The sequence below is a fragment of the Bradyrhizobium sp. U531 genome (assembly GCF_051710265.1).
GTDB lineage: Bacteria > Pseudomonadota > Alphaproteobacteria > Rhizobiales > Xanthobacteraceae > Bradyrhizobium.
In genome coordinates, this window is record NZ_JASVEN010000003.1 from 266,862 (window position 1) to 290,832 (window position 23,971).

Consider the following 23,971-nt stretch of genomic DNA (forward strand, 5'->3'; position numbering starts at 1 on the left):
CGCAAAAGAAATGGCCCCGCGAGGGGCCATTTCCATATACGCTTTCAGTTAGTCCCAGTGACGATGGCTGCGCTTGATCACGACGACCTTGTCGCGATGATGGCCGCGATGCCAGCCGTAATCACGATGCCCGCGGAATTCGGCGCGGGCGCCGTACGGGCCGTGATGATGATGATGATAGCCGCCGCGCTTGATCACCACAGTCTCCGCGCTTGCCAGCGTCGGCGCCGCGATCACGAGCGCACCCAGGGCCGCAACCACAAAACCAAGCTTCTTCATGATGTCCTCCTCCAATCGAATGCACAGTTAAACCGCGCATTGACGCGAACGTTCCGCAAGGATTGCAGGAGAATTCTGAACGGCTGTTCAGGTGGTTAATCGCAGCGCTGTTGTACGGGCGTCGGCGCGCCGGTCGCGACGAATTTGCCGTCCCTGATCGTGTACTCGCCGCGTTCGCTGCGATTGTAGATCGCGCGCAACCTGCCGTCCTTCGCCAGCAGCAGCCCGAACTCGCGCGCCTGGTGCAGCGAGGGGAAGTAGACCATGACGTTGAGCAGGCCCTCGGCGTTGACCGTGGCCGACACCACCTCGTTCTCGTCTTTGGCGTCGCCGAAATTGCGCCGGTACATCACCCGGCCGTCCCGGTGGATCTCGTAGGTCAGGAGCGCGCCCTTGTCGCGGTCGGGCTTGGCGGCGCAGTCGACCGCCCATGAGCCGAGCAGCCCCCATTGCTCGACCGTCGTGGCCAACGTCTCGGCACCGGCCGTGGGAGCGGTTGCCGCCCACAGCATCGCAGCCGCGATCCAGCGGCCCAAACAACGCGTCATGTCCTGAAGAACCCCGCCTCGAAGAATTCCAAAGTGTAGCATCCCGCCCGCGTCCGTCCATGGCGGCCCCCGATCGCTCGCGAATTTGATCCGCGTCAATGAGCCCGGTCTTGTCCGGGGTAGGATGGCGGTCCCGAAGGCGAACCTGGATAGAGCAATGCTGAATCAAGTCATGGATTTTGCGGGCGAAGTGCTGCCGGGGAGCTGCGCCCTGCCGCCGTACTCCGAGACCGAGTTTCTGAGCGAGCTGGGTGATCGCCTGCGGTCCTCGCGCATGCGCTGCGACCTGTCGCGCCGTGAGCTGGCCCGCCGTTCCGGGATTTCCGAGCGCTATATCGCCCAGATCGAAGCCGGCAAGGGTAACGTCTCGATCGTGCTCCTGCTGCGACTGGCCTCCGCCATCCACGGCAGCCAGCCCCAGGCGGCCTGACGTTTCGAGGTGACCGCCATGGGGCAGCTCGTACTCGCCGCCAAGGTCACCCACGTTCCATCGTTGATGCTGTCGGAGCAACCCGGCAGCCCGTTACGCGATGCGCGCGCGCCGGCGGTCAGCTCCTTGCGCGAGCTCGGCCTGCGGGCGAAGCAGCGCGGCGTCACCTGCTTCGTGGTGTTCGACACCCACTGGCTCTCCAATTTCGGCTACCACATCAATGCCAATGCGCGGCATCGCGGCTCGTTCACGAGCCACGAGGCGCCGCATATGATCCAGGACCTGCGCTACGACCTGCCCGGCGACACGCGCCTGGCCGAGGCCATCGCCGGCAGGGCCGGTGACGCGGGCCTCAACGTGATCGCTCATCAAGTGGCCAGCCTCGGGCTCGAATACGGCACGGTCGTGCCGATGCACTATTTGAACCCGGACGGCTTTGCGAAGGTCGTCTCGGTGGCCTCGCCGCTCTTCACCTCGTTCGAGGAGAGCCGGATCCTCGGTGAAGCGACCCGAAGGGCGATCGACGAATCCGGTGAGCGGGTTGCAATCCTCGCCAGCGGTTCGCTCTCACACCGGCTCTGGCCGAACAAGAAGCTCGGCCCCGAGGCGTGGACTTCCGTCGCCAGCGAGTTCAACCGTCAGGTCGATCTGCGCGTGCTCGAGCTGTGGCAAAGCCGGCGCTACCGCGAATTCCTCGACATGCTTCCGGACTACGCCACCAAGTGCAACGGCGAAGGCGGCATGGCCGACACCATCATGCTGTTCGCTGCGCTCGGCTGGACCGACTATCGCGGCGCCGCCGAGCAGCTTTGTGACTATTTTCCGTCGTCCGGCTCCGGCCAGGTCAACGTGGAGTTTCACGTCGAGGCGTGAGGCCGTGGCCTCAGGCCCGTTTCTCCACATTGGCGCTGCGGGCGGGCACGCCGAACTCCTTGCGGCAGACCTCGGCCAGCACCGCGACGCCCTCGCGGATTTGCTGATGCGTCGGACTTGCAAAGCACAGTCTCAGCCGTGAGCCCGCATGGCTCTTGTCGGTCGACCATTCCGGCCCCGGATTGATCGAGACGCCGGCGGCGAGCGCGGCCTGATACAGTTTCAGCGTGTCGACCTGGTCGGGCAGCTTGACCCAGAGGAAGATGCCGCCCTTCGGCTCCTCGAATTCGGCCGCCGTGCCGAACTGCTCGTTCAGCGCCTCCATCAGCGTGTCCAGCTTGGTGCGCAGCGCCTTGGTCAGGGCCGGCACATGGCTTGCGAAATGCGGCTTGCAATAGGCGGCGAGCACCATCTGCTCCAGCGCACCGGAGCCCGCATCCGTCTTCAGCGCCAGCATCCGCGACATCACGGCCCAGGGCGCCACGATGAAGCCGACGCGTAGCGCCGGCGCGATCGATTTGGAGAACGAGCCGATATGGATCACGCCACCATTCGGGCCCATCGCATGGATCGCCGGCGGCCGCTGCCCCGACCAGACAAGGTCGGCATAGCAATCGTCCTCGAAGATGGGCACGCCATATTCGGTGGCGAGCCGCACCAGTTCGGCGCGGCGGCTCTCGGGCATGATGCTGCCGGTCGGGTTCTGCACGGTCGGGATGGTGTAGATGTATTTCGGACGGATGCCGCGGCTCTTCAGGTCGGCCAGCGTCGCGGCCAGCGCGTCCATGCGCATGCCGTCCTCGTCGAGGGGGACGCCGACCACGTTGACGCCGAGCCGCGCCAGGCGGGTCAGCGAGCCCTGATAGCTGTCCTGCTCGAAGATCACGGTGTCGCCGCGCGTCAGCAGCGTCGCGTTGACGAGGTCGAGTGCCTGCAGCGAGCCCGAGACGATCATGAGATCGTCGACGGTACAGGTGATGCCGGCATCGCGCTTGAGTTTCGTCACCAGGAATTCGCGCAAGGGAAGGTAGCCCTGCGGCCCATGCGCCAGCCCGTAAGTCGCGAGCGAGCGGCCCTCGCTGCGCAGCACAGCATTGGTCGCCTCGACCAGCTCGTCGAGCGGCACCTGTTCGGAATCGTTGTTGCCGCCGACGAAGCTGTATTTGGCAAGTCCCGTCCAGCGCGCAGAGGGGGCCGGCAGCCCTGCCGGAAACAGGGGCGCGAAATCGAAGCTGGACGTCATGGGAGCGTTCCTCGTTTCTGTTCTTGTTGAGCCATCCGGCGTTGCACCGGCCGCTTTGGTTCTAGGTGGCCGTCCGGGCTGGACGGCCTTACTTCTTCGTGGCCGTCCGGGTCGGACGTCCCTGGCTGATGAAAGCGTAATGCGCATTGGCGACGCCGCCAACCATCAAGGCCTCGACCACGGGCTCGGCGATCTCGCCTGCCGCGGCCCAATCGACCAGGAAATTGGCCCCGGTCCCGCCGCGCACGTCGTCGGTCGGGATGAAGATCGAGACGGTGGCCAGCGGCTTCAGGGCTACCGGCGCCGTCAGGTAGCTCTCGACCTGCTTGCCTGCGGTGTCGAAATAGGCGATGCGTTTGATCACCAGTGCTTGCGTCTCGGAGGCGTTGTGAACACTCAAGGTCACCGAGAAGTCGACGCGCAGCTTGCCCTGGCTCATGGCGACGCTGGAATAAGCGGGCACATAGAACCCGCCGGAGACATCGAGTTCCCCCTTCGGCATTGTGGCGAGGGAATCGGCAAAGTTCTGTTCGATATTGACCTTGGATTGTGCGGCCGCGGGCACGGCAAAGGCGAGAGGGCATAGCAGCATTGCTGCGAGCAGGCCTTTTTGCATGTGACGAATTGCTCGCTTGCCGCGCCGCAACCCGGCTCTAGGGTGCGGCAAAACGGACCAATTTGGTATGCACGAGCTCATTCGCGACATCACTCTCTGTATTCTGTTTGCCTGGATGCTGGGCCTGCTCGCCCATTTCTCCCGGCAACCGCTGATCCTGGCCTATCTTATCGCCGGCTTTTGCATAGGTCCATTCGGCGCCGGCTGGGTCCATTCGCAGGAATCGATCGGCGTCATCTCCGAGCTCGGCCTGATCTTCATGCTGTTCATGATCGGCCTCGAGATCGATCTGAAGAAGATCGTGCGGGCGGGAAAGGTGATTCTGTTCGCGGCGGGCGGCCAGCTGCTCGGCGGCTGCCTGCTCGGGGTCCTGTTCTTCGTCGGCATCGGCCTGTCGCTCGGCGGCGGGCATTTCGATGCGGTCTACCTTTGCGTCGCCTGCGCGCTGTCGAGCACCGTCATCATCGTCAAGGTGCTCTACGAGAAGCGTGAGCTCGACACGCTGCCGGGCCGCATCACGCTTGGCGTGCTGGTGCTGCAGGACATCTTCGCCATCCTGTTCCTGGCGGTGCAGCCGAGCCTCGCCAATCTGCAGGCCAGCGTCATCCTGCTCTCTATCGGCCGCGTCGCGGTGCTGGTCGCCGCCGCGCTGCTGGTCAGCCGCTACGTGCTGCCGCGCCTGTTCCACCAGATCGCCCGTCGGCCCGAGCTGATCCTGCTCGGGGCGCTGGCCTGGTGCTTCCTGGTCGCCGAGACCGCCGAGCGGCTTTCGCTGTCGCGCGAGATGGGCGCGCTGATCGCAGGCGTCTCGCTCTCGACCTTTCCCTATGCGCTCGACGTCACCGCCAAGGTCACCACGCTGCGCGACTTCTTCATCACGCTGTTCTTCGTCGCGCTCGGCATGACCATTCCCGTGCCCGGCCTCTCCGTGATCGGGCTGGCGCTGATGATCGCCGCCTTCACGGTGGTCAGCCGCATCGTCACCACCTTCACGCCGCTTTATCTGATGAAGCAGGGCCTGCGCGCCAGCCTGTTGCCGGCGCTGAATCTCGCGCAGATCTCCGAATTTTCGCTGGTGGTGATCCAGACCGGCGTTAACGATCATCATATCGCGGCGCAGACGGCGAATGCCGCCTCCTTTGCCTTCGTGGTGCTCGCCGTGCTCTCGACCTTCGCGATGAGCCGCAGCGACGAGATCACCCGCTGGGCGATCGGCCCCCTGAAGCGGATCGGCCTGCGCGACCTCGACCATGGCAGCGGTCACGGCGAGGACGGGCACGAGGGCGGCCATGGCGAAGCCCGCCGCATCGTCATCCTGGGCTTTTTCCGCGCGGCGAGCGCACTTTTGGCGGAGATCGAGCGACAGACGCCGGTGCTGCTCGAGCAGATCACGGTGATCGATTTCAACCCCAATGTGTACCAGACGTTGCTGTCGCGCGGCCTGCACGTGATCTACGGCGACATCAGCAGCGCGGATACGCTGCTCCATGCCGGCGTCGGCAAGTCCGAGATGATCATCCTCAGCGTGCCGGATTCGCTGCTGAAGGGCGCCAGCAACGAGAAGCTGGTCCGCCACGTCCGCACCCTGAACCCGACCGCCATGATCGTCGCCACGGCCGATCTGCTGTCCGACGTCGCTGCGCTCTACGAGGCCGGCGCCAGCTATGTCACCGTGACCCGGCTCAGCGATGCCCATGAGCTGTTCACGGTGATCGAGGCCGCCCAGGCCGGCCTTCTCGCCGACAAGCGCGCCGAGCTCGATCAGCGGCTCGGCGAGCGCCGCGAAGTGCTGCCCTGAGGCGGCCGGCCGCCTTCCTCCGCGGCGACCTGCGCCTATAGGGCTGGTATCTTCGGTGCAAGCCTGTCCGGCCCGGGCGGGGCTGCCGGCGGCATATGCGGTTGCGTCCAGGCCCCTAGCGCCCCGGCCCAAGTCCGGCTAAGCCTCCCGCCCATAACCGATAGAGATTGGGACATGCCCGATAGCGTCCAGGAAGTCTTGCAGGCCTTTGCCCGGGGTGAACTCGTGGTCGTCACCGACGACGACGACCGCGAGGGCGAGGGCGATCTAATCGTCGCCGCCTCGCTCTGCACCGCCGAGAAGATGGCCTTCATCATCCGCCATACCTCGGGCATCGTCTGCGCGCCCGTGACCAGCGAGGATGCGCGCCGCCTGCGGCTCGATCCGATGGTGGCCCACAACGATTCCGCGCACACCACCGCGTTCACGGTCTCGATCGACTACAAGCCCGACGGCGGTACCGGCATCTCGGCGGATGAGCGCGCCTCCTGCTGCCGCGCGCTCGCCAATCCGAATGTCGGCGCCAACGATTTCGCCCGTCCGGGCCACATCTTCCCGCTGATCGCCAAGGACGGCGGCGTGCTCCTGCGCTCCGGCCATACCGAAGCCGCGGTCGATCTCTGCAAGCTCTCCGGCCTGCCGCCGGTTGGCGTCATCAGCGAGTTGATGAACGACGACGGCAGCGTGATGAAGGGCGAGCAGGTCGCGCAATTCGCGGCCAGGCACAAGCTGAAGCACGTCACCATCGCGGACATGATCGCCTACCGCCAGGCACGCGAGAAGCTGATCGAGCGGGTCTCCACGTTCGTCACCGAAAGCCCGATCGGGCCGCTGCAGGGCTATGCCTACCGCTCGCCGTTCGATTCCATCGCCCATGTCGCCTTCGTCTATAATGGCGTCGGCGACGGCAGGAACGTGCTGACGCGCTTCCACAAGCCGAACATCGTCAAGGACATCTTCACCGGCCACAAGCGCATGGCGGCCGTGCTCGAGCATTTCAGGAAGTCCGGCCGTGGCGTGCTGGTGTACTTGCGCGACGGCGCGGCGGGTGTCCCCGTGGCGGCGCTGCCCGACGAGTCGGCAACCGAGGCCGATCGCAACCGCCAGTGGCGCGAGGTCGGTGTCGGCGCGCAGATCTTGCGCGATCTCGGCGTCACCTCGATCCGCCATCTCACCTCCTCGGTACACGACTACAAGGGCCTGTCGGGCTTCGGCATCGAGATCGTCGCCAACGAGCAGCTCGAAAGCTGACGCGAAGCGTCATTCCGGGATGGCGCGACAAGCGCCAGACCCGGAATCTCGAAGTGACAGAGAAAGAGATTCCGGGTTCGCGCTCCGGAATGACGAAATCAGGATGCAATTGCACTTGTTGCCGTGGCGCTTTACTTTGTCCGGCAAATTTTGACGGAACCAGACCGAAAGGACGTTTCATGAGCGTGCGCCCTCAGACCAAGGACAAGCCGGCTGCGGCTTCCTTCCAGTGGGACGATCCGTTCCTGCTCGACGAGCAGCTCACCGAAGACGAGCGCATGGTGCGCGACACCGCCCGTGCCTATGCCCAGGACAAGCTGCTGCCGCGCGTCACCAAGGCCTATCTCGAAGAGAAGACCGACCGCGAGATCTTCAACGAGATGGGTGAGCTCGGCCTGATCGGCATCACGCTGCCCGAGGAATATGGCTGCGCCAATGCGAGCTACGTGGCTTACGGCCTCGTCGCGCGCGAGATCGAGCGGGTCGATTCCGGCTATCGCTCGATGAACTCGGTGCAGTCCTCGCTGGTGATGTACCCGATCTACGCCTATGGCGACGAGAATCAGCGCAAGAAGTACCTGCCCAAGCTCGCCAGCGGCGAGTGGGTCGGCTGCTTCGGCCTGACCGAGCCCGATGCCGGTTCCGATCCGGCCGGCATGAAGACCCGCGCCGAGAAGGTGTCGGACGGCTATCGCCTGACCGGCAGCAAGATGTGGATCTCGAACGCGCCGATCGCCGACGTGTTCGTGGTCTGGGCCAAGTCGGCCGCGCATGACAACCAGATCCGCGGCTTCGTGCTGGACAAGGGCATGAAGGGCCTGTCCGCCCCGAAGATCGGCGGCAAGCTCTCGCTGCGTGCCTCCATCACCGGCGAAGTCGTGATGGACGGCGTCGTCGTTCCCGAAGACGCGCTGCTGCCGAACGTCTCCGGCCTCAAGGGCCCGTTCGGCTGCCTCAACCGCGCCCGCTACGGCATCTCCTGGGGCGCGCTCGGCGCCGCCGAGGACTGCATGCACCGCGCTCGCCAATACACGCTCGACCGCAAGCAGTTCGGCAAGCCGCTCGCCGCGACCCAGCTGGTGCAGAAGAAGCTCGCCGACATGGAGACCGAGATCGCGCTCGGCCTGCAGGGCTCGCTTCGCGTCGGCCGCCTGATGGACGAGGGCAAGTTCGCGCCCGAGATGATCTCGATCATGAAGCGCAACAATTGCGGCAAGGCGCTCGACATCGCCCGCGTCGCCCGCGACATGCACGGCGGCAACGGCATCTCGGCCGAGTATCACGTGATGCGCCACGTCCATAACCTCGAGACGGTCAACACCTACGAGGGTACGCACGACGTTCATGCCCTGATCCTCGGCCGCGCGATCACGGGCATTCAGGCGTTTTTCTAGACGCCTCGGGAGCCGGACGTGGTTGGGTTACTCCGCTGTCATCGTCCGCGTAGGCGGACGATCCAGTATTCCAGAGACCTCGCCTTCGCCACTGACGCTACGGCGTACTGGATACCCCGCCTTCGCGGGGTATGACGGCGGAAAGTGTGGCGGCACGTACAGGAAGTTCCATGTCCGACAACGACGACGTCCCGTTCAACCGCAACTTTCCGCTTAAAGCCGGCATCGTCGAGGAAGTCCGCCCCGGCGTGCGCCGCGTGCTCTGCAACAATCCGAGCCCGTTCACTTTCACCGGCACGGTCAGCTACATCGTCGGCAAGGGCAATGTCGCGATCATCGATCCCGGTCCGGATGATGAGGCGCATGCGGCTGCGCTGCTCGATGCCGTGCGCGGCGAGACGGTGAGCCACATCTTCGTCACCCACACCCATCGCGACCACTCGCCGAACACGCCGCGGATCAAGCAAGCGACCGGCGCGCCGGTCTACGCCGAAGGTCCGCACAGGGCCTCGCGTCCGCGCTTCGAGAGCGAGAAGCACAATCCGGAATCCGGCTCCGACCGCGATTTCGTGCCCGACATCACCATCGCCCACGGCGACGTCGTTGAAGGCGACGGCTGGCGGCTCGAGGCGGTGGCGACGCCCGGCCACACCGCCAATCATCTCGCCTTTGCCTGGCCGGAGCGAAAGATCAACTTCGTCGGCGATCACGTGATGGGCTGGTCGACCTCGATCGTGGCGCCGCCCGACGGCTCGATGATCGACTACATGGACTCGCTCGACCGCCTCGCCGCCCGCGAGGAGGATCTCTATTTCTCCGGCCACGGCCCGGAGATCCCGGAAGGCCAGCGTTTCGTGCGCTTCCTGATCCGCCATCGCAAGGCGCGCGAAGCCTCGATCCTTCACCGCCTCGCCAAGGGCGAGACCGACATCCCGACCATGGTGCGCGCGATTTATATCGGCATCGATCCGAGGCTGACGACGGCCGCCGGCTATTCCGTGCTGGCGCATCTGGAAGACCTGGTCGCCCGCGGCGTGGTGACGACGGATGGCGATCCCGTGATCGGCGGAACGTACCGGATGGCGGGCGCTTAGCTCTCCGTCGTCATTCCGGGGCTCGCGAAGCGAGAGCCCGGAATCCATTCATCGACAAACTCTGCCGCCCGATGGATTCCGGGCTCGGTCCTGCGGACCGCCCCGGAATGACAACCAGCTACTTCTTCACCGTCTTTGCCGGCGCCTTCGGCGGTGTCACCGGCGTCTTCTTCACCGGCTTGAGCGCGTCGGCGTCGGCGGCGGTGTTGAGATCGTCGATGAATTTCTTGACGCGTGCGGCGTTGCTGCCGAGATCGCTGTCGAAATTTCGCGAGGCCGAGCGGATATCGACGCGGGAGTCCTCGCCGTCCGCCACGAACCTCATCGAGATGTCCTCGCGAAAGCCCATGATCGGCGTGCGCGCAACGGCCTCGATGCGGCCGATGCGGCGCGGCGGCTGCGGCGCGCGCTCGTCGATGACGATCCATTTGCGCTTGTTGACGAGCTGCAGCGCGATCGCATAGGCGCGGTCGACGGATATCTCGAGCTCGACGGGCTCGATATCAGGATAGAAATGGCGCTGCTGCTCGGCCGAATAGAGGCCGGCATAGACCGCGGTGTTGGCGCCCTCGCCGGTGCGCAGGCGCGCCAGCGCCTCGAAACGCGGCGGATCGATCGGGTCGGTGGTGATGTCGTGGATCGCCGGCAGCTTGCGATATTGCAAGGCCAGATAGGCGGGATAGGCGAGGATCGCCCCGTCGATCAGGAAGGCGAGCAGGATGCGCGCCATGCCGCGCGAGCCGTTCTGCCAGATCGCGGCAAAGCCGGCGAGGCCGAACAGGATCGAGAGGGCAGCGATCGCGAGTCCGCCGAAGAAGGTAGTCAGCGCCGGCTTCGGCTCCAGGAAGTCGAAGCGGACGATGATGATGGAGACCAGCACCGCGACCACGGCGAACACGGCCAGATTGCGTGCCCAACTCGCGAGGCTGGACACGGGCTCCGACTGATAGGGAGCGGAAAACCTGCGGGCCATCGGGTGAGCTCTGCCGGGGTTGGCTATGCCGGCCGATATGGCGCGACGCTGAGCCGTTGAGACCACGGCGCGGGGGCAAATTCAAGGGACACCGGGCTGTTACGGCCCAGACCAACCGTCATTCCGGGACGATGCGAAGCATCGAACCCGGAATCTCGAGATTCCGGGTCTGGTCCTTCGGACCATCCCGGAATGACGGTGAATATGGCCCGCTACGCCGCCGCGTTCGGGAAGCGGTAATCCTTGAACTGGTCGCGCAGCGCCGTCTTCAGGATCTTGCCGGTGGCCGTATGCGGGATGCCGTCGACGAAGGCGATGTCGTCGGGCATCCACCATTTGGCGATCTTGCCGTCCATGTAGTTCAGGATCTCCTCGCGCGTGGCCTGCTGACCCTGCTTGAGCTGCACGATCAGAAGCGGACGCTCGTCCCATTTGGGGTGGAACACGCCGATCACGGCGGCTTCCGCCACGGCGGGATGGCCGACCGCGAGGTTCTCGAGGTCGATCGAGGAGATCCACTCGCCGCCGGACTTGATCACGTCCTTGGAGCGGTCGGTGATCCGCATGTAGCCGTCCTCGTCGATGGTCGAGACGTCGCCGGTGTCGAAGAAGCCTTCCTCGTCGAGGATGTTGCTGTCGACGCGGTAATAGGCCTTGGCGACGGCGGGGCCGGCGACCTTGAGGCGGCCGAAGGTCTTGCCGTCCCAGGGCAGCTCCTTGCCGGCATCGTCGGTGATCTTCATCTCGACCGCGAAGGGCGCATAGCCCTGCATCTGCAGCACGTCGAGCCTGGCATCGCCCGTTGCGTTCTGGAACGGCGGCTTCAGAGCCGCGACGCTGCCGATCGGGCTCATCTCGGTCATGCCCCAGGCGTGACGCACGTTCGAGCCCATGTCGAGGAACGCCTTGATCATGGAGCGCGGCATCGCCGAGCCGCCGCAGATCACCATCTGCAGGTCCGGCAGCTTGAGGTTATTGGCGGACATGTGCTGGAGCAGCATCAGCCACACCGTCGGCACGCCGGCGGTGTGCGTCACCTTCTCGGTCGAGAGCAGCTCGTAGACCGAGGCGCCGTCGAGCTTGGCGCCGGGCATGACCAGCTTGGTGCCCTGCGAGGGAGCGGAGAAGGCAATGCCCCAGCTGTTGGCATGGAACAGCGGAACCACCGGCAGCATTGTCTCGGAGGCACTCGTGCCGAGTGCGTCGACATTGTTGGCCATCAGCGCGTGCAGCACGTTGGAGCGATGCGAATACAGCACACCCTTCGGATCGCCCGTCGTGCCGGAGGTGTAACACATCGCGGCTGCCGTGTTCTCGTCAAAGTCCTTCCATTTGAATTTGCCGTCGGCCTCCGCGATCCAGTCCTCATAGGCGACGACATTCTTCAGCGTGGTTTTCGGCATATGCGCCTTGTCGGTCAGAACGACGTAGCGCTCCACGCTCGGCAGCTTGTCGGCGATCTTCTCCAGGATCGGAACGAAGGTGAGGTCGACCATCACGATGCGGTCCTGCGCATGGTTGATGATCCAGGCGATCTGCTCGGGGAAAAGGCGGGGATTGACGGTATGGCAGATGGCGCCGATCCCCATGATGCCGTACCAGACTTCGAGATGGCGCCAGGTGTTCCAGGCGATCGTGGCGACGCGGTCGCCGAGCTTGATGCCGTCGCGCTCCAGAACCTGCGAGACCTTGAGCGCGCGCTTGTGGATTTCGGCATAGGTGGTGCGATGGATCGGTCCCTCGACCGATCGCGTGACGACCTCCTGCTTGCCATGAATCCTGGCGGCGTGTTCGATGATCCGGTGGCAGAGCAGGGGCCAATCTTGCATCAAACCAAGCATTCCGACGTTCCTCCGAGAAGTCGCTGGGCGCGTTGTCGCTCTCAGCGTTGGGCCAAAGATTGCCATGAGTTTTAGCCTGCCGGACTTTCGCCGCAAATGGTCTTGTCGCGGCTATATGTCCGCTGGCGCGGCAATGGTTACCGCTGCGCTCGGTTTGTCGCTGGTGCTCACCGAGAGGGCAGAGGCGCGAAAATATAATTCCCCGCTGGATATCTTCGGCATTGCCGCGCCACGGCCGCGTGCCGCGGTCCATTCCGCCAGGATTCCGCTGCCCAAACCACGCCCCGAGGAGGCTCCCAAGGCGCCTGACCAAGCCCCGGCAGAGGCCGAGGGCAAACCTTCCCCGGACAAGGCGCCTGCTGAGAAGCAAGGCGCCAGCAAGCCCGCCGAGGCCGCGCCGCCGCCCGAGAAGCAGGCCTCGGCCTGCCGTCTCGCGCTAACCGAGGAAATTGCGATCGCGCCCTCTATTCCGGATATCCGCGGCCCCGGTGCCTGCGGCGGCGAGGATCTGGTGCGGCTGGAGGCCGTCGTGCTGCCGGACAAGCGTAAGGTGCCGGTCAAGCCGGCAGCCGTCCTCCGCTGCACCATGGCCTCCGCGATCGCCGATTGGCTGCGCAAGGACATGGTGCCGCTCGCCACCAGCCTCGGCTCGACTATTGGCGAGCTCGACAATTTCGACAGCTTCGAGTGCCGTGGCCGCAACCGCGTCGCCGGCGCGCTGCTGTCCGAGCACGGCAAGGCCAACGCCCTCGACGTCAGGGGCATCAAGCTGGCCAACGGGCAGTCGATCGGCCTCACCGATCGCGCCATGCCGCGCGAGGTGCGCGAGCGCGTGCTGCACTCGGTCTGTTCCCGGTTTTCCACCGTGCTCGGCCCGGGCTCGGACTGGTACCACGAGGACCATATCCATCTCGACCTGGCGCAGCGGCGCAACGATTACCGGATCTGCCAGTGGAATGTCTGGGATCCCCTGCCGCACGTTGCCCCGCTGCTGCCGGCGGAACGTCCTGAGGAGGCGCCGCCGCGCGAGGTCGCGGCCAAGTCGGACGGCAAGTCTGACGGCAAGTCCGAAGCCAAGCCTGAAGGCAAGGACGGAGCTGACGACGAACCCGCCGAGAAGGCCGCGCCGACAGACAAGGCGGCTGAAACCGGCAAATCACAGCCGCACAAGCCGGCAACAAAAAAGCGCCGGTAAAACCGGCGCTTTTGAATGTTCAGAGATCGCAGGCGATCAGTAGCTGCCCGCCTGGCCGGTCTGGCTGCCGCCGAGCGCGAGGCGCGAATTGTAGGGCGAGTCGCCATGCTTCGGCTCGAGCACGACCACGATCGTGCCAACCTTGACGCGATCATAGAGATCGATCGCGTCCTCGTTGGTCAGGCGGATGCAGCCCGACGAGATCGAGGCGCCGATATATTCCGGCTGGTTGGTGCCGTGGATGCGGAACAGCGTGTCCTTGCCGCCGGAATAGAGGTAAATCGCGCGCGAGCCCATCGGATTGTCCGGGCCGGGCGCAACATAGGTCGGCACGCCCAAGCGCGAGATTTCGCCGGGGGTGGGGTGCCATGCCGGCCACTCGGTCTTGCTGCCGACCTTGGCGATGCCCGACCAGGCCATGGCTTCTTCGCCAACGGTGATGCCGTAGCGGATCGCCTTGCCGCCGTCCTGCACGTAATAGAGGTAATGGTTGTCGGAATCGACCACGATCGAGCCCGGGGACTCCTTGCGGTGATACTCGACGATGGCGCGGCGGAACGGCTCCGCGACCGGGGTGTTCTCGTACCGGACCTTGGCCAGCAGTTCCTTGTCCTTCGGCTTGAAGGCCTTGGTGTCGGTCGCCTCGAAATGAGTGGCCTGCATGCAGCCCGACAGCATCAGGCCAGCGGCCAAAATCCCAAACTTAACTTTCAGCGACGACATGGTTTGGTTCCAATCAAAACAATACCGTGCGGATGGCCTGAGCTTACCGCCCAAGTTCCTCGACTCCGTTAATCCCATTATCGTTGAAATCTGCCACAATTCCAGCACTGAAGGCCTTTTCCCGCGCTGCGAGAGCTTACCTGTGGCTTTTCTGCCGCAAGTTTTGCGGCCACGTGAAGGTTTTGGGGCCTTGGCGGCCGGACTGTCGATTCCGTGCCACAGTTGGGCCACGGCATCGCCATAAATGCCAACGCTTCGTTAATGCGGTTGTCATCGTCAACGTGTCAGAATCGCGCTAACGGACTGTCATTCTGTCGCAGGCCCTCGGAGTCGTAGATGTTTTCGGTGTTTGTTCCCTCCGAGTCCGCCCTGAAGAAGGTCGTGGTCGAGGATCTTTCCGCACTGCCGGAAAACGCGGTCTGGATCGATCTCGTTAATCCCAGCGCGGCCGAGGACAAGGCGGTGGAGCGGCTCGCGGGCATCGCCATCCCGACCCGGGAAGACATGCAGGAGATCGAGATCTCCAGCCGCCTCTATATCGAGAACGGCGCGCGCTACATGACCGCGACGCTGATGTGCCACTCCGATACCGACATGCCCCGGACCACGGCGGTGACCTTCATCCTCGGCGACCACCGCCTGGTGACGGTGCGCTACGATCAGCCAAAACCCTTCGCCCTGGTCGAGGCCAAGCTCGCCCGCTCCTGCACGCCCTCCGTTACCGGCGAGGCCGTGCTGATGGAGCTGCTGGACGCCGTGATCGACCGCTGCGCCGACATCCTGGAGCGCTGCGGCGCCGAGATCGACCAGGTCAGCCACGACATCTTCGAGCCCGAGAGCGAGCGCCACGGTCAGGCCAAGAGATATTCCCAGATCCTGATCTCGATCGGCCGCAAGGGCGACCTGACCTCCAAGGTTCGCGAGAGCCTTGTCTCGATCGGCCGCGTCGTGACGTTCCTGTCCGCAGTGGTCGAGGGCGTGAAATGGTCGAAGGACATGCGCGAGCAGCTCAAGACCATGCAGCGCGACGTGGCATCGCTGACCGACCACGCCTCCTATCTCTCCAACAAGATCACCTTCGTGCTCGACGCCATGCTCGGCGTCGTCAATCTCGAGCAGAACAACATCATCAAGCTGTTCTCGGTCATGGCCGTTGTCCTGATGCCGCCGACGCTGATCGCATCGATCTACGGCATGAACTTCAAGGTGATGCCGGAACTCGAATGGGTGCACGGCTATCCGATGGCGCTGGTGATGATGCTGATCGCCGCCATCGTCCCGTACTGGATTTTCAAGCTCAAGAAGTGGCTGTAGGAGCATGATCCGGACCCGAAGGGCCGCGCAGCGCAAAGTGCGCAGCGGTTTTCCGGAAAGATCATGCTCAAAGGAAGATCCCTACCGAGACCTTACACCGGTCGCAGAGACATCACGCTTGGTGTCGCAGAATAGAGCGGGATTGCGGCCGCGCGGTGATGCGTGGCCAGTGCCCCAATTCCTCCGGTAAAATTTGAGCAGTGGGCTGAACGTTTGCGCGAAACTTGTCTGCGATAAGCAGTGCGTAGCCGCGAGGAACAACCATGGTTGAAAAACACATAACGTCGCCCCGCAACGTCATCGACCTGGCGAACTATCGTCAGGCGATGACGATCGGCAAGGCGTCGTCGATGTCGGCACGCATGTGCCGGCACTGTGGTGCTCCGCTGCTCGACGGTGAGAATGACGACGACTGCTCGACCGCATTCAGCACGGCCGCTCCGCGACCGCGCGACAGGTCACGTCGGATTCGAATCGATTGAGGAACGGAAGGTAAGGGCGATCCAGGTCTTGCGGCGGCCTTGTCTGGATCGCCTTGCTTCCCCAGGTGCTATTTTCCAATTCGTGATTGCTGCTTCCGCCTTCGCTCCTCGAGCGGCGGCGGACGCGTCGCTGGCAATGACCGCGACGCCTAGACGTGCTGGCCGCCGTTGATGTGGATCTCGGCGCCGTTGACGTAGGAGCTGGTGTCCGTGCACAGCACGTAGATGATCTTGGCGACCTCGTCGGGCGTGCCGAGGCGATGCATCGGGATCTGCTGCTCGACGATCTTCTCGGTGCCCGGCGACAGGATCGAGGTGTCGATCTCGCCCGGCGCGATTGCATTGACGCGCACGCCGACGCGGCCGAAATCGGACGCCATCTCGCGCGTCAGCGATGCCAGCGCGGCCTTGGATGTCGCGTAGGCGGCGCCCGCGAACGGGTGCACGCGCGAGCCCGCGATCGAGGTGACGTTCACGACCGAGCCCTTGGCCGCCTTCAATTCCTCGATCAGCCCGCGCGCGATCATGATCGGCGCGAAGAAGTTGACGTGAAAGACGTGCGTCCAGGTGTCGAGATCGGTGTCGACCGAGCCGAGCCGCGAGCCGCCCGGGCCCTTCGGCGAGATCGCCGCGTTGTTGACGAGCGCGTGCAGCATTCCGCCTTCGAGGCGGTCGCGGATTTCCGAGATCGCGCGGGTGGTGTCGGCGGGATTGCCGAGATCGACCTGGATGTGGTCCTCGGGGCCGGCGTCCCACGGACAGTCTTCCGGAAATGGATGCCGCGAGCAGGTGATGACGCGCCACCCCGCCGAGGAGAAGCGGATCACGGTGGCGTGGCCGATGCCGCGGCTGGCTCCGGTCAGGAGCAGCGTGCGGCGCGGCGCATTGGACGAATGCGGCATGGACATCTTTCAGGTCGGCCTAAAGCTCTATGGGTACATCCGGGTCTTGGACCACGGTTGGCCGGCCGCGTCACGGCGAAATTCGATGCGGTCGTGCAAGCGGAACGGGCGGTCGTGCCAGAACTCGATACGCGACGGCGTGATGCGCCAGCCGCTCCAGCCCGGCGGCCGCGGCACTTCGCCGATGACGTGTCTGGCCGCGACTTTGGCGATGGCTTGCTCGAAGGCGAAGCGGCTCTCCAGCTCCTGCGACTGCTTGCTCGCCCAGGCGCCGATCTGCGCCTGCTTCGGTCGCGTCGCGAAATAGGCGTCGGCCTCCGCGTCGGCCACCGGCGTCACGTTGCCGCGGACGCGGACCTGACGGCGCAGCGACTTCCAGTGAAAAAGTAACGCTGCCTTAGGATTTGCGGCGAGTTCGCGGCCCTTCTGGCTGGCGATGTGGCTGTAGAAGACAAAACCCTCGGTATCGAAGCCTTTCATCAGCACCATGCGCACATCAGGCAGCCCGTCGGGGTCGACGGTTGCGAGCGCCATCGCGTTCGGATCGTTCGGCTCGCTCTTGATCGCCTCGTTCAACCAGGCCTCGAACAGAGCAAATGGTTCATCGGCGGCGGTAAAATCACCGGATGTTAAGGGTGTCTGGTGTTTCATCGAGGTCGTGTCGGTCATGTCTGGAGTCCGAGTTGCGTCCCGCGGCCCAAAACGCGTTGTTGTCCGCTGCCGCCCTATATAGGGCATGGGGATGCGTTGGCCTATCGGCGATCCGGCCTTCAGGCTTCGTGATGACGATGATTCTGATCGGGCTCGGCACCGGCGGCTGCAGCTTCTCCCGCAATGACACCAGCGCCTATGCCAAGGTCGACGAGAGCGACCTCACCGGGTCGATCGCGCGGCCGGCGAAGGACGCCCCGCCGACAGAGACCGATCTCGCCTTCGCCCGCAACGCCGCCTCCGATGTCCTCAGCAAGGGCGACAGGGATTCCAGCCAGCACTGGGAGAATCCGGAAACCGGGGCGCGCGGCTCGGTGACGCCGATCGCGCAGTCCTATGCCGCCGAGGACGGCCGCAAATGCCGTGATTTCCTGGCGAGCTACGTCAACGGCGCCACCGAAAGCTGGCTCCAGGGCGCCGGCTGCCAAAGCAGCCGTGGCCGTTGGGAGATTCATACGCTAAAGCCGTGGCGAAGTTAGGAATCGCTTCACCTGACTAGTTGCAAAAATGCCACTCTCTTCCCACATGGATCGTAGGTGGGGCGGGGAGCCCTTTGAACAATTCGATTTCTTGAAGGAGACGTGACGGATGCGCGACCCCTATGAGGTCTTGGGGGTGCCGCGGAGCGCCAGCGCTGCCGCGATCAAGAGCGCCTATCGCAAGCTTGCCAAGAAGCATCACCCCGACAGCAACAAGGACGACCCTAAAGCCGCCGAACGCTTCTCCGAGCTCAACTCGGCGAACGAGATCATCGGCGACGAGGACAAGCGCAAGCAGTTCGACCGGGGCGAGATCGACGCCGACGGCAAGCCGCGCTTCCAAGGTTTTCCGGGCGGCGGCGGGCCGCGCGGCCGCGCCGGCCCGGGCGGCTTTGAAAGCTATTCGTTCCGGTCGGGTGGTGGCCCCGGCCAGGGCGGCGGCGCGTTCGAGGACATCCTCAACAGCATGTTCGGCGGGGGAGCGCGCGGTGCGCGTCCCGGGGCCGGCGGCGCCGGGCAGTTCGAATTCGACACTGGCGGAATCGGGCTCGATCTCGACGTCAACGTCGCCATGTCCGTCTCGCTGGAAGAGTCGGTCAGGGGTGGCGAGAAGCGGGTCCGGCTGCCGACGGGCAAGGAGCTCAACGTCAAAATTCCGGCCGGCGTGACCGAGGGCCAGCAGATCCGGCTGCGGGGGCAGGGCGAGAGCGCCCAGGGCCATCCGCCCGGCGATCTCCTGATCACCATCGGTATCGCACCGCACCCGTTCTTCAAGGTCGAGGGCGCCGACCTGCGGATCGACCTGCCGGTCACGCTCTACGAGGCGGTGCTGGGGGCCAAGGTCCGCGTGCCCACCCTCGGCAACGCGGTTGAGCTTTCGGTTCCGAAGAACACCTCCAGCGGCCGGACCTTCCGCCTCAAGGGCAAGGGCCTGCCAAAATCTGGCGGAACCGGGGATCTCTTTGTCACGATCAGGATTATGCTACCGGACGGGAACGACGCCGAGCTTGAAGCATTGATGGAAAAGTGGCGGGACCAGCACCCCTACAATCCACGTAGCGGGCTTGGCTGAGCATGATCCGCACCCGGAACGCCGGCTAGTGCAAAGCGCGTAGTGGTTTTCCGGAACGATCGTGCGCGAACAAAGAGCGAAAGCGCGAGCTATCGCGCTTTAGGGTGGCGAGATCGGACTGAAGGGGTTTCTCCTAAAGACCTAGGGCATCGTTCAGGAGATGATGCCCATCATACACGCGAGGCGTGGTAGCGCTTCGATGCTCGACGTGTCGGCTGTCCGGCGGGGCAGCCGATAAAAAGGTGCGGCCTCGAGAGGGGGACCAGCGCGGTACCAAAAACCCCAATCGAGGCCGCCCGCGTCGATCGGCGGATCGAACGCTGCTCATTTTCGCGTGATCATCCGGTGCGATAATGAGACGCACACATGTCTTGATTCCAAATTTTCAATGACGGAATCGAGGCACGGCGTCTTTTGACGAACGCTCAAGCGAAGCTTGGGCCATGTCTTTTGAAAAACGCCCCAGCAAGCTTGGGCTGTGGCGGGTTGTCAGCCGCCGTTTTTCTCTGCCTGGTCGTACACCGCCTGCGCCACCTTGGTCAGACGATCGCGGTCGCCGCCGCCGCTGACGACGTAGCCGACGCCGCGTTCGGCCCAGAACAGCGCGCCGTCCTTGTCGGTCCTGGCGTAACGCATTTGCGTCGCACCATTCTCGGTCTTGGCGGTGTAGATCGTGTAGCGCTCGCCCGACGGGCCCTCGTACATCAGGAACGAGGCGGGGCCGCTCGGCCCCGGCAAGAGCCGGCCGCCGACCAGCTTCAGCCCGCTGGCCTCCAGGTTCGGCGCGAACACGGTCCAGCCGCAGCGCCGGGTCAGCCAGGCCTGCAAATGGTCGCGCTCGTTGCCGCCGACCTCGACGGGGTGGCGGACCTCGACGACATAGAGGCGGTGGGCGTCGAGCGCGTCCGCCGTAAAGCTCTGGAAGGTCGAGGGCGCGCTGGCGGCGCCATGCGCGACCCAGCCGGCGGTGCCGCCGGCCACGAAGGCGACCAGCACGGCCGCGGCGGCGCCATAGAGCCATTGCCGCGGACGGCGCTCCAGCCGCTCGAGCTCCAGCCGCGCCGGCACCGGCTCCTGGGCGATGGCGTCGTAGCGGGCGTGCAGCATCTCGGCCATGGCGCGCCAGGACTGCACCCGTTCGGCATCCTCGGGATGGGCGGCAAGCCAGGCTTCGACGTCGGCACGGCGCTCGGCCGGCAGCTCGCCGTCGACATAGGCGTGCAGTTCGTCCTCGGTCACTGGGATATTGCGGTCGTTCATATCGATCGTCTCTGGCTCTGTGGCCCTAAAACTCGTTCAAAGCTCAACTTCGTTCGCTGCGTCGGAGAGCTGCAGGCGAACCTTACGCGATGCATCAACCCTGCCATCATTTCACCCGCCTGAGCGCGGGGCGCTCGCCCTCCAGCGAGGCCTTGACGTGGGCACGGGCGCGGGCGAGGCGCGACATCACCGTGCCGATCGGCACGCCCTGGATGTCGGCGACCTCGCGGTAGCTCATGCCTTCCAGCATGACCAGCAGCAGCACCGAACGTTGCTCCTCGACGAGCGTCGCCAAGGCCTTCTCGATGTCGCGTCCCTCGGCTTCGGTGCCGCTGGCGTCCGGGTTGTTCTCGGTCAGCTGCATGAATTGCGGCCGCCTTGCCAGCGAGCGGCGCCGGTTCTTGTTGAGGTTGGTCAGGATCGTATAGAGCCAGCTCCTGACGTCGCCTCCGAGAAACAATCGCTCCGAGCGCAGCGCCCGCACTAGCGTATCCTGCACCAGATCGTCGGCCGCGTCCGCGTCGCGCGTGAGCGCGCGGGCGTAGCGGCGCAACGCCGGGATCATGGCTTCCACACTCTGGCGAAACGCACTCATTGCGGTCTTGACGTCCTGATGTCGGGCGCGAGCGCCCATAGCGATCATAACACCCGAATGGAACGGCTATTCCGGCGCTCTAAACAGCGTTAACGCGGCGTATTAGGACTGTACCGCGGGGGAGGGCTGGTGTACCTCCAGACCTCACGAAGAGTTCGACGGGACGTTCAAGAATGGCGCAGAATTCAGGTCTGATGCAAGGCAAGCGCGGCGTGATCCTCGGCCTTGCCAACAACCGCTCGATCGCCTGGGGCATCGCCAAGGCATGCCACGCCGCCGGCGCCGAGCTCGCCTTCACCTATCAGGGCGATGCGCTCAAGAAGCGCGTCGAGCCGCTCGCCGCCGAGATCGGCGGTCTCGTGCTCGGCCATTGCGACGTCACCGATGCCGCGACCATCGACGCGGCCTTCGCGGTGCTGCAGGAGAAGTGGGGCAAGATCGACTTCCTGGTGCACGCGATCGCCTATGGCGAGCAGCTCGAAGGACGCTACGTCGACACCACGGCGGAGAATTTCTCCAAGTCGATGCTGATCTCCTGCTACTCGTTCACGGCCGTGGCGCAGCGCGCCGAGAAGCTGATGACCGACGGCGGCTCGATGATCACGCTCAGCTATTACGGCGCCGAGAAGTGGATGCCGCATTACAACGTGATGGGCGTCGCCAAGGCCGCCTTGGAAGCCAGCGTGCGCTATCTCGCCGCCGATCTCGGCGAGAAGAACATCCGCGTCAACGCGATCTCGGCAGGTCCCATCAAGACGCTCGCCGCCTCCGGAATCGGCGACTTCCGCTATATCCTGAAGTGGAACGAGAACAATTCGCCGATGCGGCGCAATGTGTCGACCGAGGACGTCGGCGGCAGCGCGCTGTATCTGCTCTCCGACCTGTCGCGCGGCGTCACCGGCGAGGTGCACCACGTCGATTCCGGCTATCACGTGCTGGGCATGAAGCGGCCCGACGCGCCGGACATTTCGTTCGGTGGCAAGGACTGATCCTCAGGCTGTATGGCCGTGCCCACGATCTACTATCTTCGCCACGGCGAGACCGAGTGGAATGCGCTCGGCAGGCTTCAGGGCACCAAGGACATCCCGCTGAATGCGCGCGGGCGCGATCAGGCCGTGCAGGCGGGAAGCATTCTTGTCGACCTGTTCAAGCGCGAAGGGCGCGACAAGGCGGCGTTGCCCTACGTGTCGAGCCCGCTCGGCCGTGCACGCCAGACCATGGAACTCGCGCGCGGCAAGCTCGAGCTGCCGGTTGCCGAATATGCACTCGATGATCGCCTGCGCGAGATCGGCTATGGCTCCTGGGAGGGGCTGACGCTGGTCGAGAGCGAGGCGGCCGATCCCGACATTTACGCGAGACGCCTCGCCGACAAATGGACGGTGGGCCCCGCAGGGGGCGAGACCTATGCCGATGTCCAGGTCCGCGTCCGCGCCTGGTACGACCAGCTCCAAACCGACACCGTCGCGGTGGCCCATGGCGGCACCTGCCGCGCCCTGATGGTTTCGCTGGGCCTGGAGACACCGGCCAGCGCCGCCGAGCTCTATATCCAGCAGGGCGCCGTCTACGTATTTCGCGAGGGGCGGCTGGAGAAGTTCAGTTAAGTCCATCCACAGTCATTCCGGGGCGGTGCGCAGCACCGAACCCGGAATCTCGAGATTCCGGGTCTGGTCCTTCGGACCATCCCGGAATGACGGGAACGGGGTTGAACGCCGTGTTCCTCGGCGCTACCACAAGTCAGCACTGACTTACGAGCCAGCGAGCAGCAATGTCCTTCAACACCTTCGGCCACATGTTCCGCGTCACCACTTTCGGCGAGAGCCACGGGGTGGCGATCGGCTGCGTGGTTGACGGTTGCCCGCCGATGATCCCGCTGACCGAGGCCGACATCCAGGGCGACCTCGACCGCCGCCGTCCCGGCCAGTCGCGCTTCACCACCCAGCGCCAGGAGCCGGACCAGGTGAAGATCCTGTCCGGCGTGATGGCGCATCCGGAGACCGGCGTTCAGGTGACGACGGGTACGCCGATCAGCCTCCTGATCGAGAACACCGACCAGCGCTCGAAGGACTATTCGGAGATCAAGGACAAGTTTCGTCCCGGTCATGCGGACTTCACCTATGAAGCCAAATACGGCCTGCGCGACTATCGCGGCGGCGGCCGCTCCTCGGCGCGCGAGACCGCGACGCGGGTTGCCGCCGGCGCCATCGCCCGAAAGGTGCTGCCCGACGTCAGGGTGCGTGGCGCCCTGGTGCAGATCGGCCCGCACAAGATCGACCGCGCAAAATGGGACTGGGACGAGATCGCGAAGAATCCGTTCTTCTGCCCGGACAAGGACAAGGCCGCGTTCTTCGAGACCTATCTCGACGGCATCCGCAAGAGCGGCTCCTCGATCGGCGCGGTGATCGAGGTCGTGGCCGATGGCGTGCCGGCCGGCCTCGGTGCGCCGATCTACGCCAAGCTCGATTCCGATCTGGCGGGCGCGATGATGACAATCAACGCCGTGAAGGGCGTCGAGATCGGCGCCGGTTTTGGCGCGGCGGAATTGACTGGCGAAGAGAACGCCGACGAGATGCGCACCGGCAATGACGGCACGCGCTTCCTCTCCAACCATGCCGGCGGCGTGCTGGGCGGAATCTCCACCGGACAACCGATCGTGGTGCGTTTCGCCGTGAAGCCGACCTCGTCGATCCTGCAGCCGCGCCTCACCGTCGATCGCAAAGGTGCCGACACCGAGATCTTCACCAAGGGCCGCCACGACCCCTGCGTCGGCATCCGTGCGGTCCCCGTCGGCGAAGCCATGATGGCCTGCGTGCTGGCCGATCATTTCCTGCGCGACCGCGGACAGGTGGGACGCTAGATCTTGCTATCGCGGTACTAGCCCACCGCGCAGCTTGACGTCGC

At 64.8% G+C, this 23,971-nt stretch carries 25 protein-coding genes; 14 read left to right on the top strand and 11 right to left on the bottom strand.

What is annotated here, in order from left to right; translation table 11 throughout:
* Positions 1 to 48 precede the first annotated feature (48 nt).
* Both QRQ56_RS17500 and QRQ56_RS17505 read right to left on the bottom strand, forming a co-directional pair.
* Complete coding sequence (locus QRQ56_RS17500; protein ID WP_438741791.1) at positions 49 to 279, bottom strand: hypothetical protein; 231 nt, start codon at positions 277 to 279, stop codon at positions 49 to 51.
* Between the two features lie 95 nt (positions 280 to 374).
* On the bottom strand, positions 375 to 827 hold the full coding sequence (locus tag QRQ56_RS17505; protein WP_438741792.1) for a hypothetical protein: 453 nt from the start codon (positions 825 to 827) through the stop codon (positions 375 to 377).
* Between the two features lie 157 nt (positions 828 to 984).
* On the opposite strand from QRQ56_RS17505, the gene QRQ56_RS17510 reads away from it, so the two are divergent.
* Positions 985 to 1,257, top strand: coding sequence for a helix-turn-helix domain-containing protein (locus QRQ56_RS17510; protein ID WP_438741793.1), 273 nt, complete (start codon positions 985 to 987; stop codon positions 1,255 to 1,257).
* Between the two features lie 18 nt (positions 1,258 to 1,275).
* Positions 1,276 to 2,130, top strand: a complete 855-nt coding sequence (gene hpaD, locus QRQ56_RS17515; RefSeq protein WP_438741795.1) for a 3,4-dihydroxyphenylacetate 2,3-dioxygenase — start codon at positions 1,276 to 1,278, stop codon at positions 2,128 to 2,130.
* A gap of 10 nt (positions 2,131 to 2,140) precedes the next feature.
* Here hpaD and QRQ56_RS17520 read toward each other — a convergent pair whose 3' ends face one another.
* Both QRQ56_RS17520 and QRQ56_RS17525 read right to left on the bottom strand, forming a co-directional pair.
* Complete coding sequence (locus QRQ56_RS17520) at positions 2,141 to 3,373, bottom strand: PLP-dependent aminotransferase family protein (protein ID WP_438741796.1); 1,233 nt, start codon at positions 3,371 to 3,373, stop codon at positions 2,141 to 2,143.
* A gap of 88 nt (positions 3,374 to 3,461) precedes the next feature.
* Entirely contained in the window at positions 3,462 to 3,989 is a 528-nt protein-coding gene (locus tag QRQ56_RS17525) for a DUF3124 domain-containing protein (RefSeq protein WP_438741797.1), read from the bottom strand.
* A 67-nt stretch (positions 3,990 to 4,056) separates the two neighbouring features.
* On the opposite strand from QRQ56_RS17525, the gene QRQ56_RS17530 reads away from it, so the two are divergent.
* From QRQ56_RS17530 to QRQ56_RS17545, 4 genes are all read left to right on the top strand, one after another.
* Positions 4,057 to 5,787 carry a cation:proton antiporter domain-containing protein gene (locus tag QRQ56_RS17530; RefSeq protein ID WP_438741798.1) on the top strand — a complete coding sequence of 577 codons (1,731 nt, stop codon included), beginning with the start codon at positions 4,057 to 4,059 and terminating at the stop codon, positions 5,785 to 5,787.
* Between the two features lie 174 nt (positions 5,788 to 5,961).
* On the top strand, positions 5,962 to 7,038 hold the full coding sequence (gene ribB, locus QRQ56_RS17535) for a 3,4-dihydroxy-2-butanone-4-phosphate synthase (protein ID WP_438741799.1): 1,077 nt from the start codon (positions 5,962 to 5,964) through the stop codon (positions 7,036 to 7,038).
* 179 nt (positions 7,039 to 7,217) lie between these two features.
* Entirely contained in the window at positions 7,218 to 8,432 is a 1,215-nt protein-coding gene (locus QRQ56_RS17540) for an acyl-CoA dehydrogenase (RefSeq protein WP_438741800.1), read from the top strand.
* Between the two features lie 170 nt (positions 8,433 to 8,602).
* Positions 8,603 to 9,526, top strand: coding sequence for an MBL fold metallo-hydrolase (locus QRQ56_RS17545; RefSeq protein ID WP_438741801.1), 924 nt, complete (start codon positions 8,603 to 8,605; stop codon positions 9,524 to 9,526).
* A gap of 118 nt (positions 9,527 to 9,644) precedes the next feature.
* On the opposite strand, the gene QRQ56_RS17550 is transcribed toward QRQ56_RS17545, so the two are convergent.
* A complete protein-coding gene (locus QRQ56_RS17550) occupies positions 9,645 to 10,499 on the bottom strand; it encodes a DUF1499 domain-containing protein (protein ID WP_438741802.1) in 855 nt (284 codons plus the stop codon).
* Between the two features lie 212 nt (positions 10,500 to 10,711).
* A complete protein-coding gene (locus QRQ56_RS17555) occupies positions 10,712 to 12,340 on the bottom strand; it encodes a fatty-acid--CoA ligase (protein WP_438741803.1) in 1,629 nt (542 codons plus the stop codon).
* A gap of 64 nt (positions 12,341 to 12,404) precedes the next feature.
* On the opposite strand from QRQ56_RS17555, the gene QRQ56_RS17560 reads away from it, so the two are divergent.
* Positions 12,405 to 13,535 (top strand): extensin family protein, encoded by a 1,131-nt coding sequence (locus QRQ56_RS17560; protein ID WP_438741804.1) that lies wholly within the window; start codon positions 12,405 to 12,407, stop codon positions 13,533 to 13,535.
* A gap of 36 nt (positions 13,536 to 13,571) precedes the next feature.
* On the opposite strand, the gene QRQ56_RS17565 is transcribed toward QRQ56_RS17560, so the two are convergent.
* A complete protein-coding gene (locus QRQ56_RS17565; protein WP_438741805.1) occupies positions 13,572 to 14,258 on the bottom strand; it encodes a L,D-transpeptidase in 687 nt (228 codons plus the stop codon).
* A 336-nt stretch (positions 14,259 to 14,594) separates the two neighbouring features.
* On the opposite strand from QRQ56_RS17565, the gene QRQ56_RS17570 reads away from it, so the two are divergent.
* Positions 14,595 to 15,572 (top strand): magnesium transporter CorA family protein, encoded by a 978-nt coding sequence (locus QRQ56_RS17570; RefSeq protein WP_438741806.1) that lies wholly within the window; start codon positions 14,595 to 14,597, stop codon positions 15,570 to 15,572.
* A 263-nt stretch (positions 15,573 to 15,835) separates the two neighbouring features.
* Entirely contained in the window at positions 15,836 to 16,054 is a 219-nt protein-coding gene (locus QRQ56_RS17575) for a hypothetical protein (RefSeq protein WP_438741807.1), read from the top strand.
* Positions 16,055 to 16,203: 149 nt separating this feature from the next.
* Here the strand turns inward: QRQ56_RS17575 and QRQ56_RS17580 are convergent, their stop codons facing one another.
* Together QRQ56_RS17580 and pdxH are read right to left on the bottom strand one after the other, a co-directional pair.
* Entirely contained in the window at positions 16,204 to 16,956 is a 753-nt protein-coding gene (locus QRQ56_RS17580; protein WP_438741808.1) for an SDR family NAD(P)-dependent oxidoreductase, read from the bottom strand.
* A 27-nt stretch (positions 16,957 to 16,983) separates the two neighbouring features.
* Entirely contained in the window at positions 16,984 to 17,625 is a 642-nt protein-coding gene (pdxH, locus tag QRQ56_RS17585) for a pyridoxamine 5'-phosphate oxidase (RefSeq protein WP_438741809.1), read from the bottom strand.
* Positions 17,626 to 17,738: 113 nt separating this feature from the next.
* Between pdxH and QRQ56_RS17590 the strand changes: the two genes are divergently transcribed.
* Positions 17,739 to 18,146, top strand: a complete 408-nt coding sequence (locus tag QRQ56_RS17590; RefSeq protein WP_438741810.1) for an RT0821/Lpp0805 family surface protein — start codon at positions 17,739 to 17,741, stop codon at positions 18,144 to 18,146.
* Positions 18,147 to 18,255: 109 nt separating this feature from the next.
* On the top strand, positions 18,256 to 19,218 hold the full coding sequence (locus tag QRQ56_RS17595; RefSeq protein WP_438741811.1) for a DnaJ C-terminal domain-containing protein: 963 nt from the start codon (positions 18,256 to 18,258) through the stop codon (positions 19,216 to 19,218).
* 489 nt (positions 19,219 to 19,707) lie between these two features.
* Here QRQ56_RS17595 and QRQ56_RS17600 read toward each other — a convergent pair whose 3' ends face one another.
* Entirely contained in the window at positions 19,708 to 20,478 is a 771-nt protein-coding gene (locus QRQ56_RS17600) for an anti-sigma factor family protein (RefSeq protein WP_438741812.1), read from the bottom strand.
* 106 nt (positions 20,479 to 20,584) lie between these two features.
* The gene (locus tag QRQ56_RS17605) at positions 20,585 to 21,073 is read right to left on the bottom strand and encodes a sigma-70 family RNA polymerase sigma factor (RefSeq protein ID WP_011085414.1); all 489 of its coding nucleotides are present in this window, start codon (positions 21,071 to 21,073) and stop codon (positions 20,585 to 20,587) included.
* Between the two features lie 173 nt (positions 21,074 to 21,246).
* Between QRQ56_RS17605 and fabI the strand changes: the two genes are divergently transcribed.
* From fabI to aroC, 3 genes are all read left to right on the top strand, one after another.
* The gene (gene fabI, locus QRQ56_RS17610) at positions 21,247 to 22,062 is read left to right on the top strand and encodes an enoyl-ACP reductase FabI (RefSeq protein WP_063196440.1); all 816 of its coding nucleotides are present in this window, start codon (positions 21,247 to 21,249) and stop codon (positions 22,060 to 22,062) included.
* A 12-nt stretch (positions 22,063 to 22,074) separates the two neighbouring features.
* Positions 22,075 to 22,674 carry a histidine phosphatase family protein gene (locus QRQ56_RS17615; RefSeq protein ID WP_438741813.1) on the top strand — a complete coding sequence of 200 codons (600 nt, stop codon included), beginning with the start codon at positions 22,075 to 22,077 and terminating at the stop codon, positions 22,672 to 22,674.
* Between the two features lie 164 nt (positions 22,675 to 22,838).
* The gene (gene aroC / locus QRQ56_RS17620) at positions 22,839 to 23,927 is read left to right on the top strand and encodes a chorismate synthase (protein WP_438741814.1); all 1,089 of its coding nucleotides are present in this window, start codon (positions 22,839 to 22,841) and stop codon (positions 23,925 to 23,927) included.
* Positions 23,928 to 23,971: the final 44 nt, after the last annotated feature.

Bases quoted from the DNA above. Each gene is read 5' to 3' on its own strand.
- QRQ56_RS17570 (WP_438741806.1), top strand. From the start codon at position 14,595: ATGTTTTCGGTGTTTGTTCCCTCCGAGTCCGCCCTGAAGAAGGTCGTG.
- QRQ56_RS17605 (WP_011085414.1), bottom strand. From the start codon at position 21,073: ATGAGTGCGTTTCGCCAGAGTGTGGAAGCCATGATCCCGGCGTTGCGC.
- QRQ56_RS17590 (WP_438741810.1), top strand. From the start codon at position 17,739: ATGACGATGATTCTGATCGGGCTCGGCACCGGCGGCTGCAGCTTCTCC.
- QRQ56_RS17600 (WP_438741812.1), bottom strand. From the start codon at position 20,478: ATGAACGACCGCAATATCCCAGTGACCGAGGACGAACTGCACGCCTAT.
- QRQ56_RS17595 (WP_438741811.1), top strand. From the start codon at position 18,256: ATGCGCGACCCCTATGAGGTCTTGGGGGTGCCGCGGAGCGCCAGCGCT.
- QRQ56_RS17565 (WP_438741805.1), bottom strand. From the start codon at position 14,258: ATGTCGTCGCTGAAAGTTAAGTTTGGGATTTTGGCCGCTGGCCTGATG.
- QRQ56_RS17555 (WP_438741803.1), bottom strand. From the start codon at position 12,340: ATGCTTGGTTTGATGCAAGATTGGCCCCTGCTCTGCCACCGGATCATC.
- ribB (WP_438741799.1), top strand. From the start codon at position 5,962: ATGCCCGATAGCGTCCAGGAAGTCTTGCAGGCCTTTGCCCGGGGTGAA.
- QRQ56_RS17575 (WP_438741807.1), top strand. From the start codon at position 15,836: ATGGTTGAAAAACACATAACGTCGCCCCGCAACGTCATCGACCTGGCG.
- fabI (WP_063196440.1), top strand. From the start codon at position 21,247: ATGGCGCAGAATTCAGGTCTGATGCAAGGCAAGCGCGGCGTGATCCTC.
- QRQ56_RS17530 (WP_438741798.1), top strand. From the start codon at position 4,057: ATGCACGAGCTCATTCGCGACATCACTCTCTGTATTCTGTTTGCCTGG.
- aroC (WP_438741814.1), top strand. From the start codon at position 22,839: ATGTCCTTCAACACCTTCGGCCACATGTTCCGCGTCACCACTTTCGGC.
- QRQ56_RS17560 (WP_438741804.1), top strand. From the start codon at position 12,405: ATGAGTTTTAGCCTGCCGGACTTTCGCCGCAAATGGTCTTGTCGCGGC.
- QRQ56_RS17615 (WP_438741813.1), top strand. From the start codon at position 22,075: ATGGCCGTGCCCACGATCTACTATCTTCGCCACGGCGAGACCGAGTGG.
- pdxH (WP_438741809.1), bottom strand. From the start codon at position 17,625: ATGACCGACACGACCTCGATGAAACACCAGACACCCTTAACATCCGGT.
- QRQ56_RS17545 (WP_438741801.1), top strand. From the start codon at position 8,603: ATGTCCGACAACGACGACGTCCCGTTCAACCGCAACTTTCCGCTTAAA.
- QRQ56_RS17540 (WP_438741800.1), top strand. From the start codon at position 7,218: ATGAGCGTGCGCCCTCAGACCAAGGACAAGCCGGCTGCGGCTTCCTTC.
- QRQ56_RS17505 (WP_438741792.1), bottom strand. From the start codon at position 827: ATGACGCGTTGTTTGGGCCGCTGGATCGCGGCTGCGATGCTGTGGGCG.
- QRQ56_RS17580 (WP_438741808.1), bottom strand. From the start codon at position 16,956: ATGCCGCATTCGTCCAATGCGCCGCGCCGCACGCTGCTCCTGACCGGA.
- QRQ56_RS17500 (WP_438741791.1), bottom strand. From the start codon at position 279: ATGAAGAAGCTTGGTTTTGTGGTTGCGGCCCTGGGTGCGCTCGTGATC.
- QRQ56_RS17550 (WP_438741802.1), bottom strand. From the start codon at position 10,499: ATGGCCCGCAGGTTTTCCGCTCCCTATCAGTCGGAGCCCGTGTCCAGC.
- QRQ56_RS17510 (WP_438741793.1), top strand. From the start codon at position 985: ATGCTGAATCAAGTCATGGATTTTGCGGGCGAAGTGCTGCCGGGGAGC.
- hpaD (WP_438741795.1), top strand. From the start codon at position 1,276: ATGGGGCAGCTCGTACTCGCCGCCAAGGTCACCCACGTTCCATCGTTG.
- QRQ56_RS17520 (WP_438741796.1), bottom strand. From the start codon at position 3,373: ATGACGTCCAGCTTCGATTTCGCGCCCCTGTTTCCGGCAGGGCTGCCG.
- QRQ56_RS17525 (WP_438741797.1), bottom strand. From the start codon at position 3,989: ATGCAAAAAGGCCTGCTCGCAGCAATGCTGCTATGCCCTCTCGCCTTT.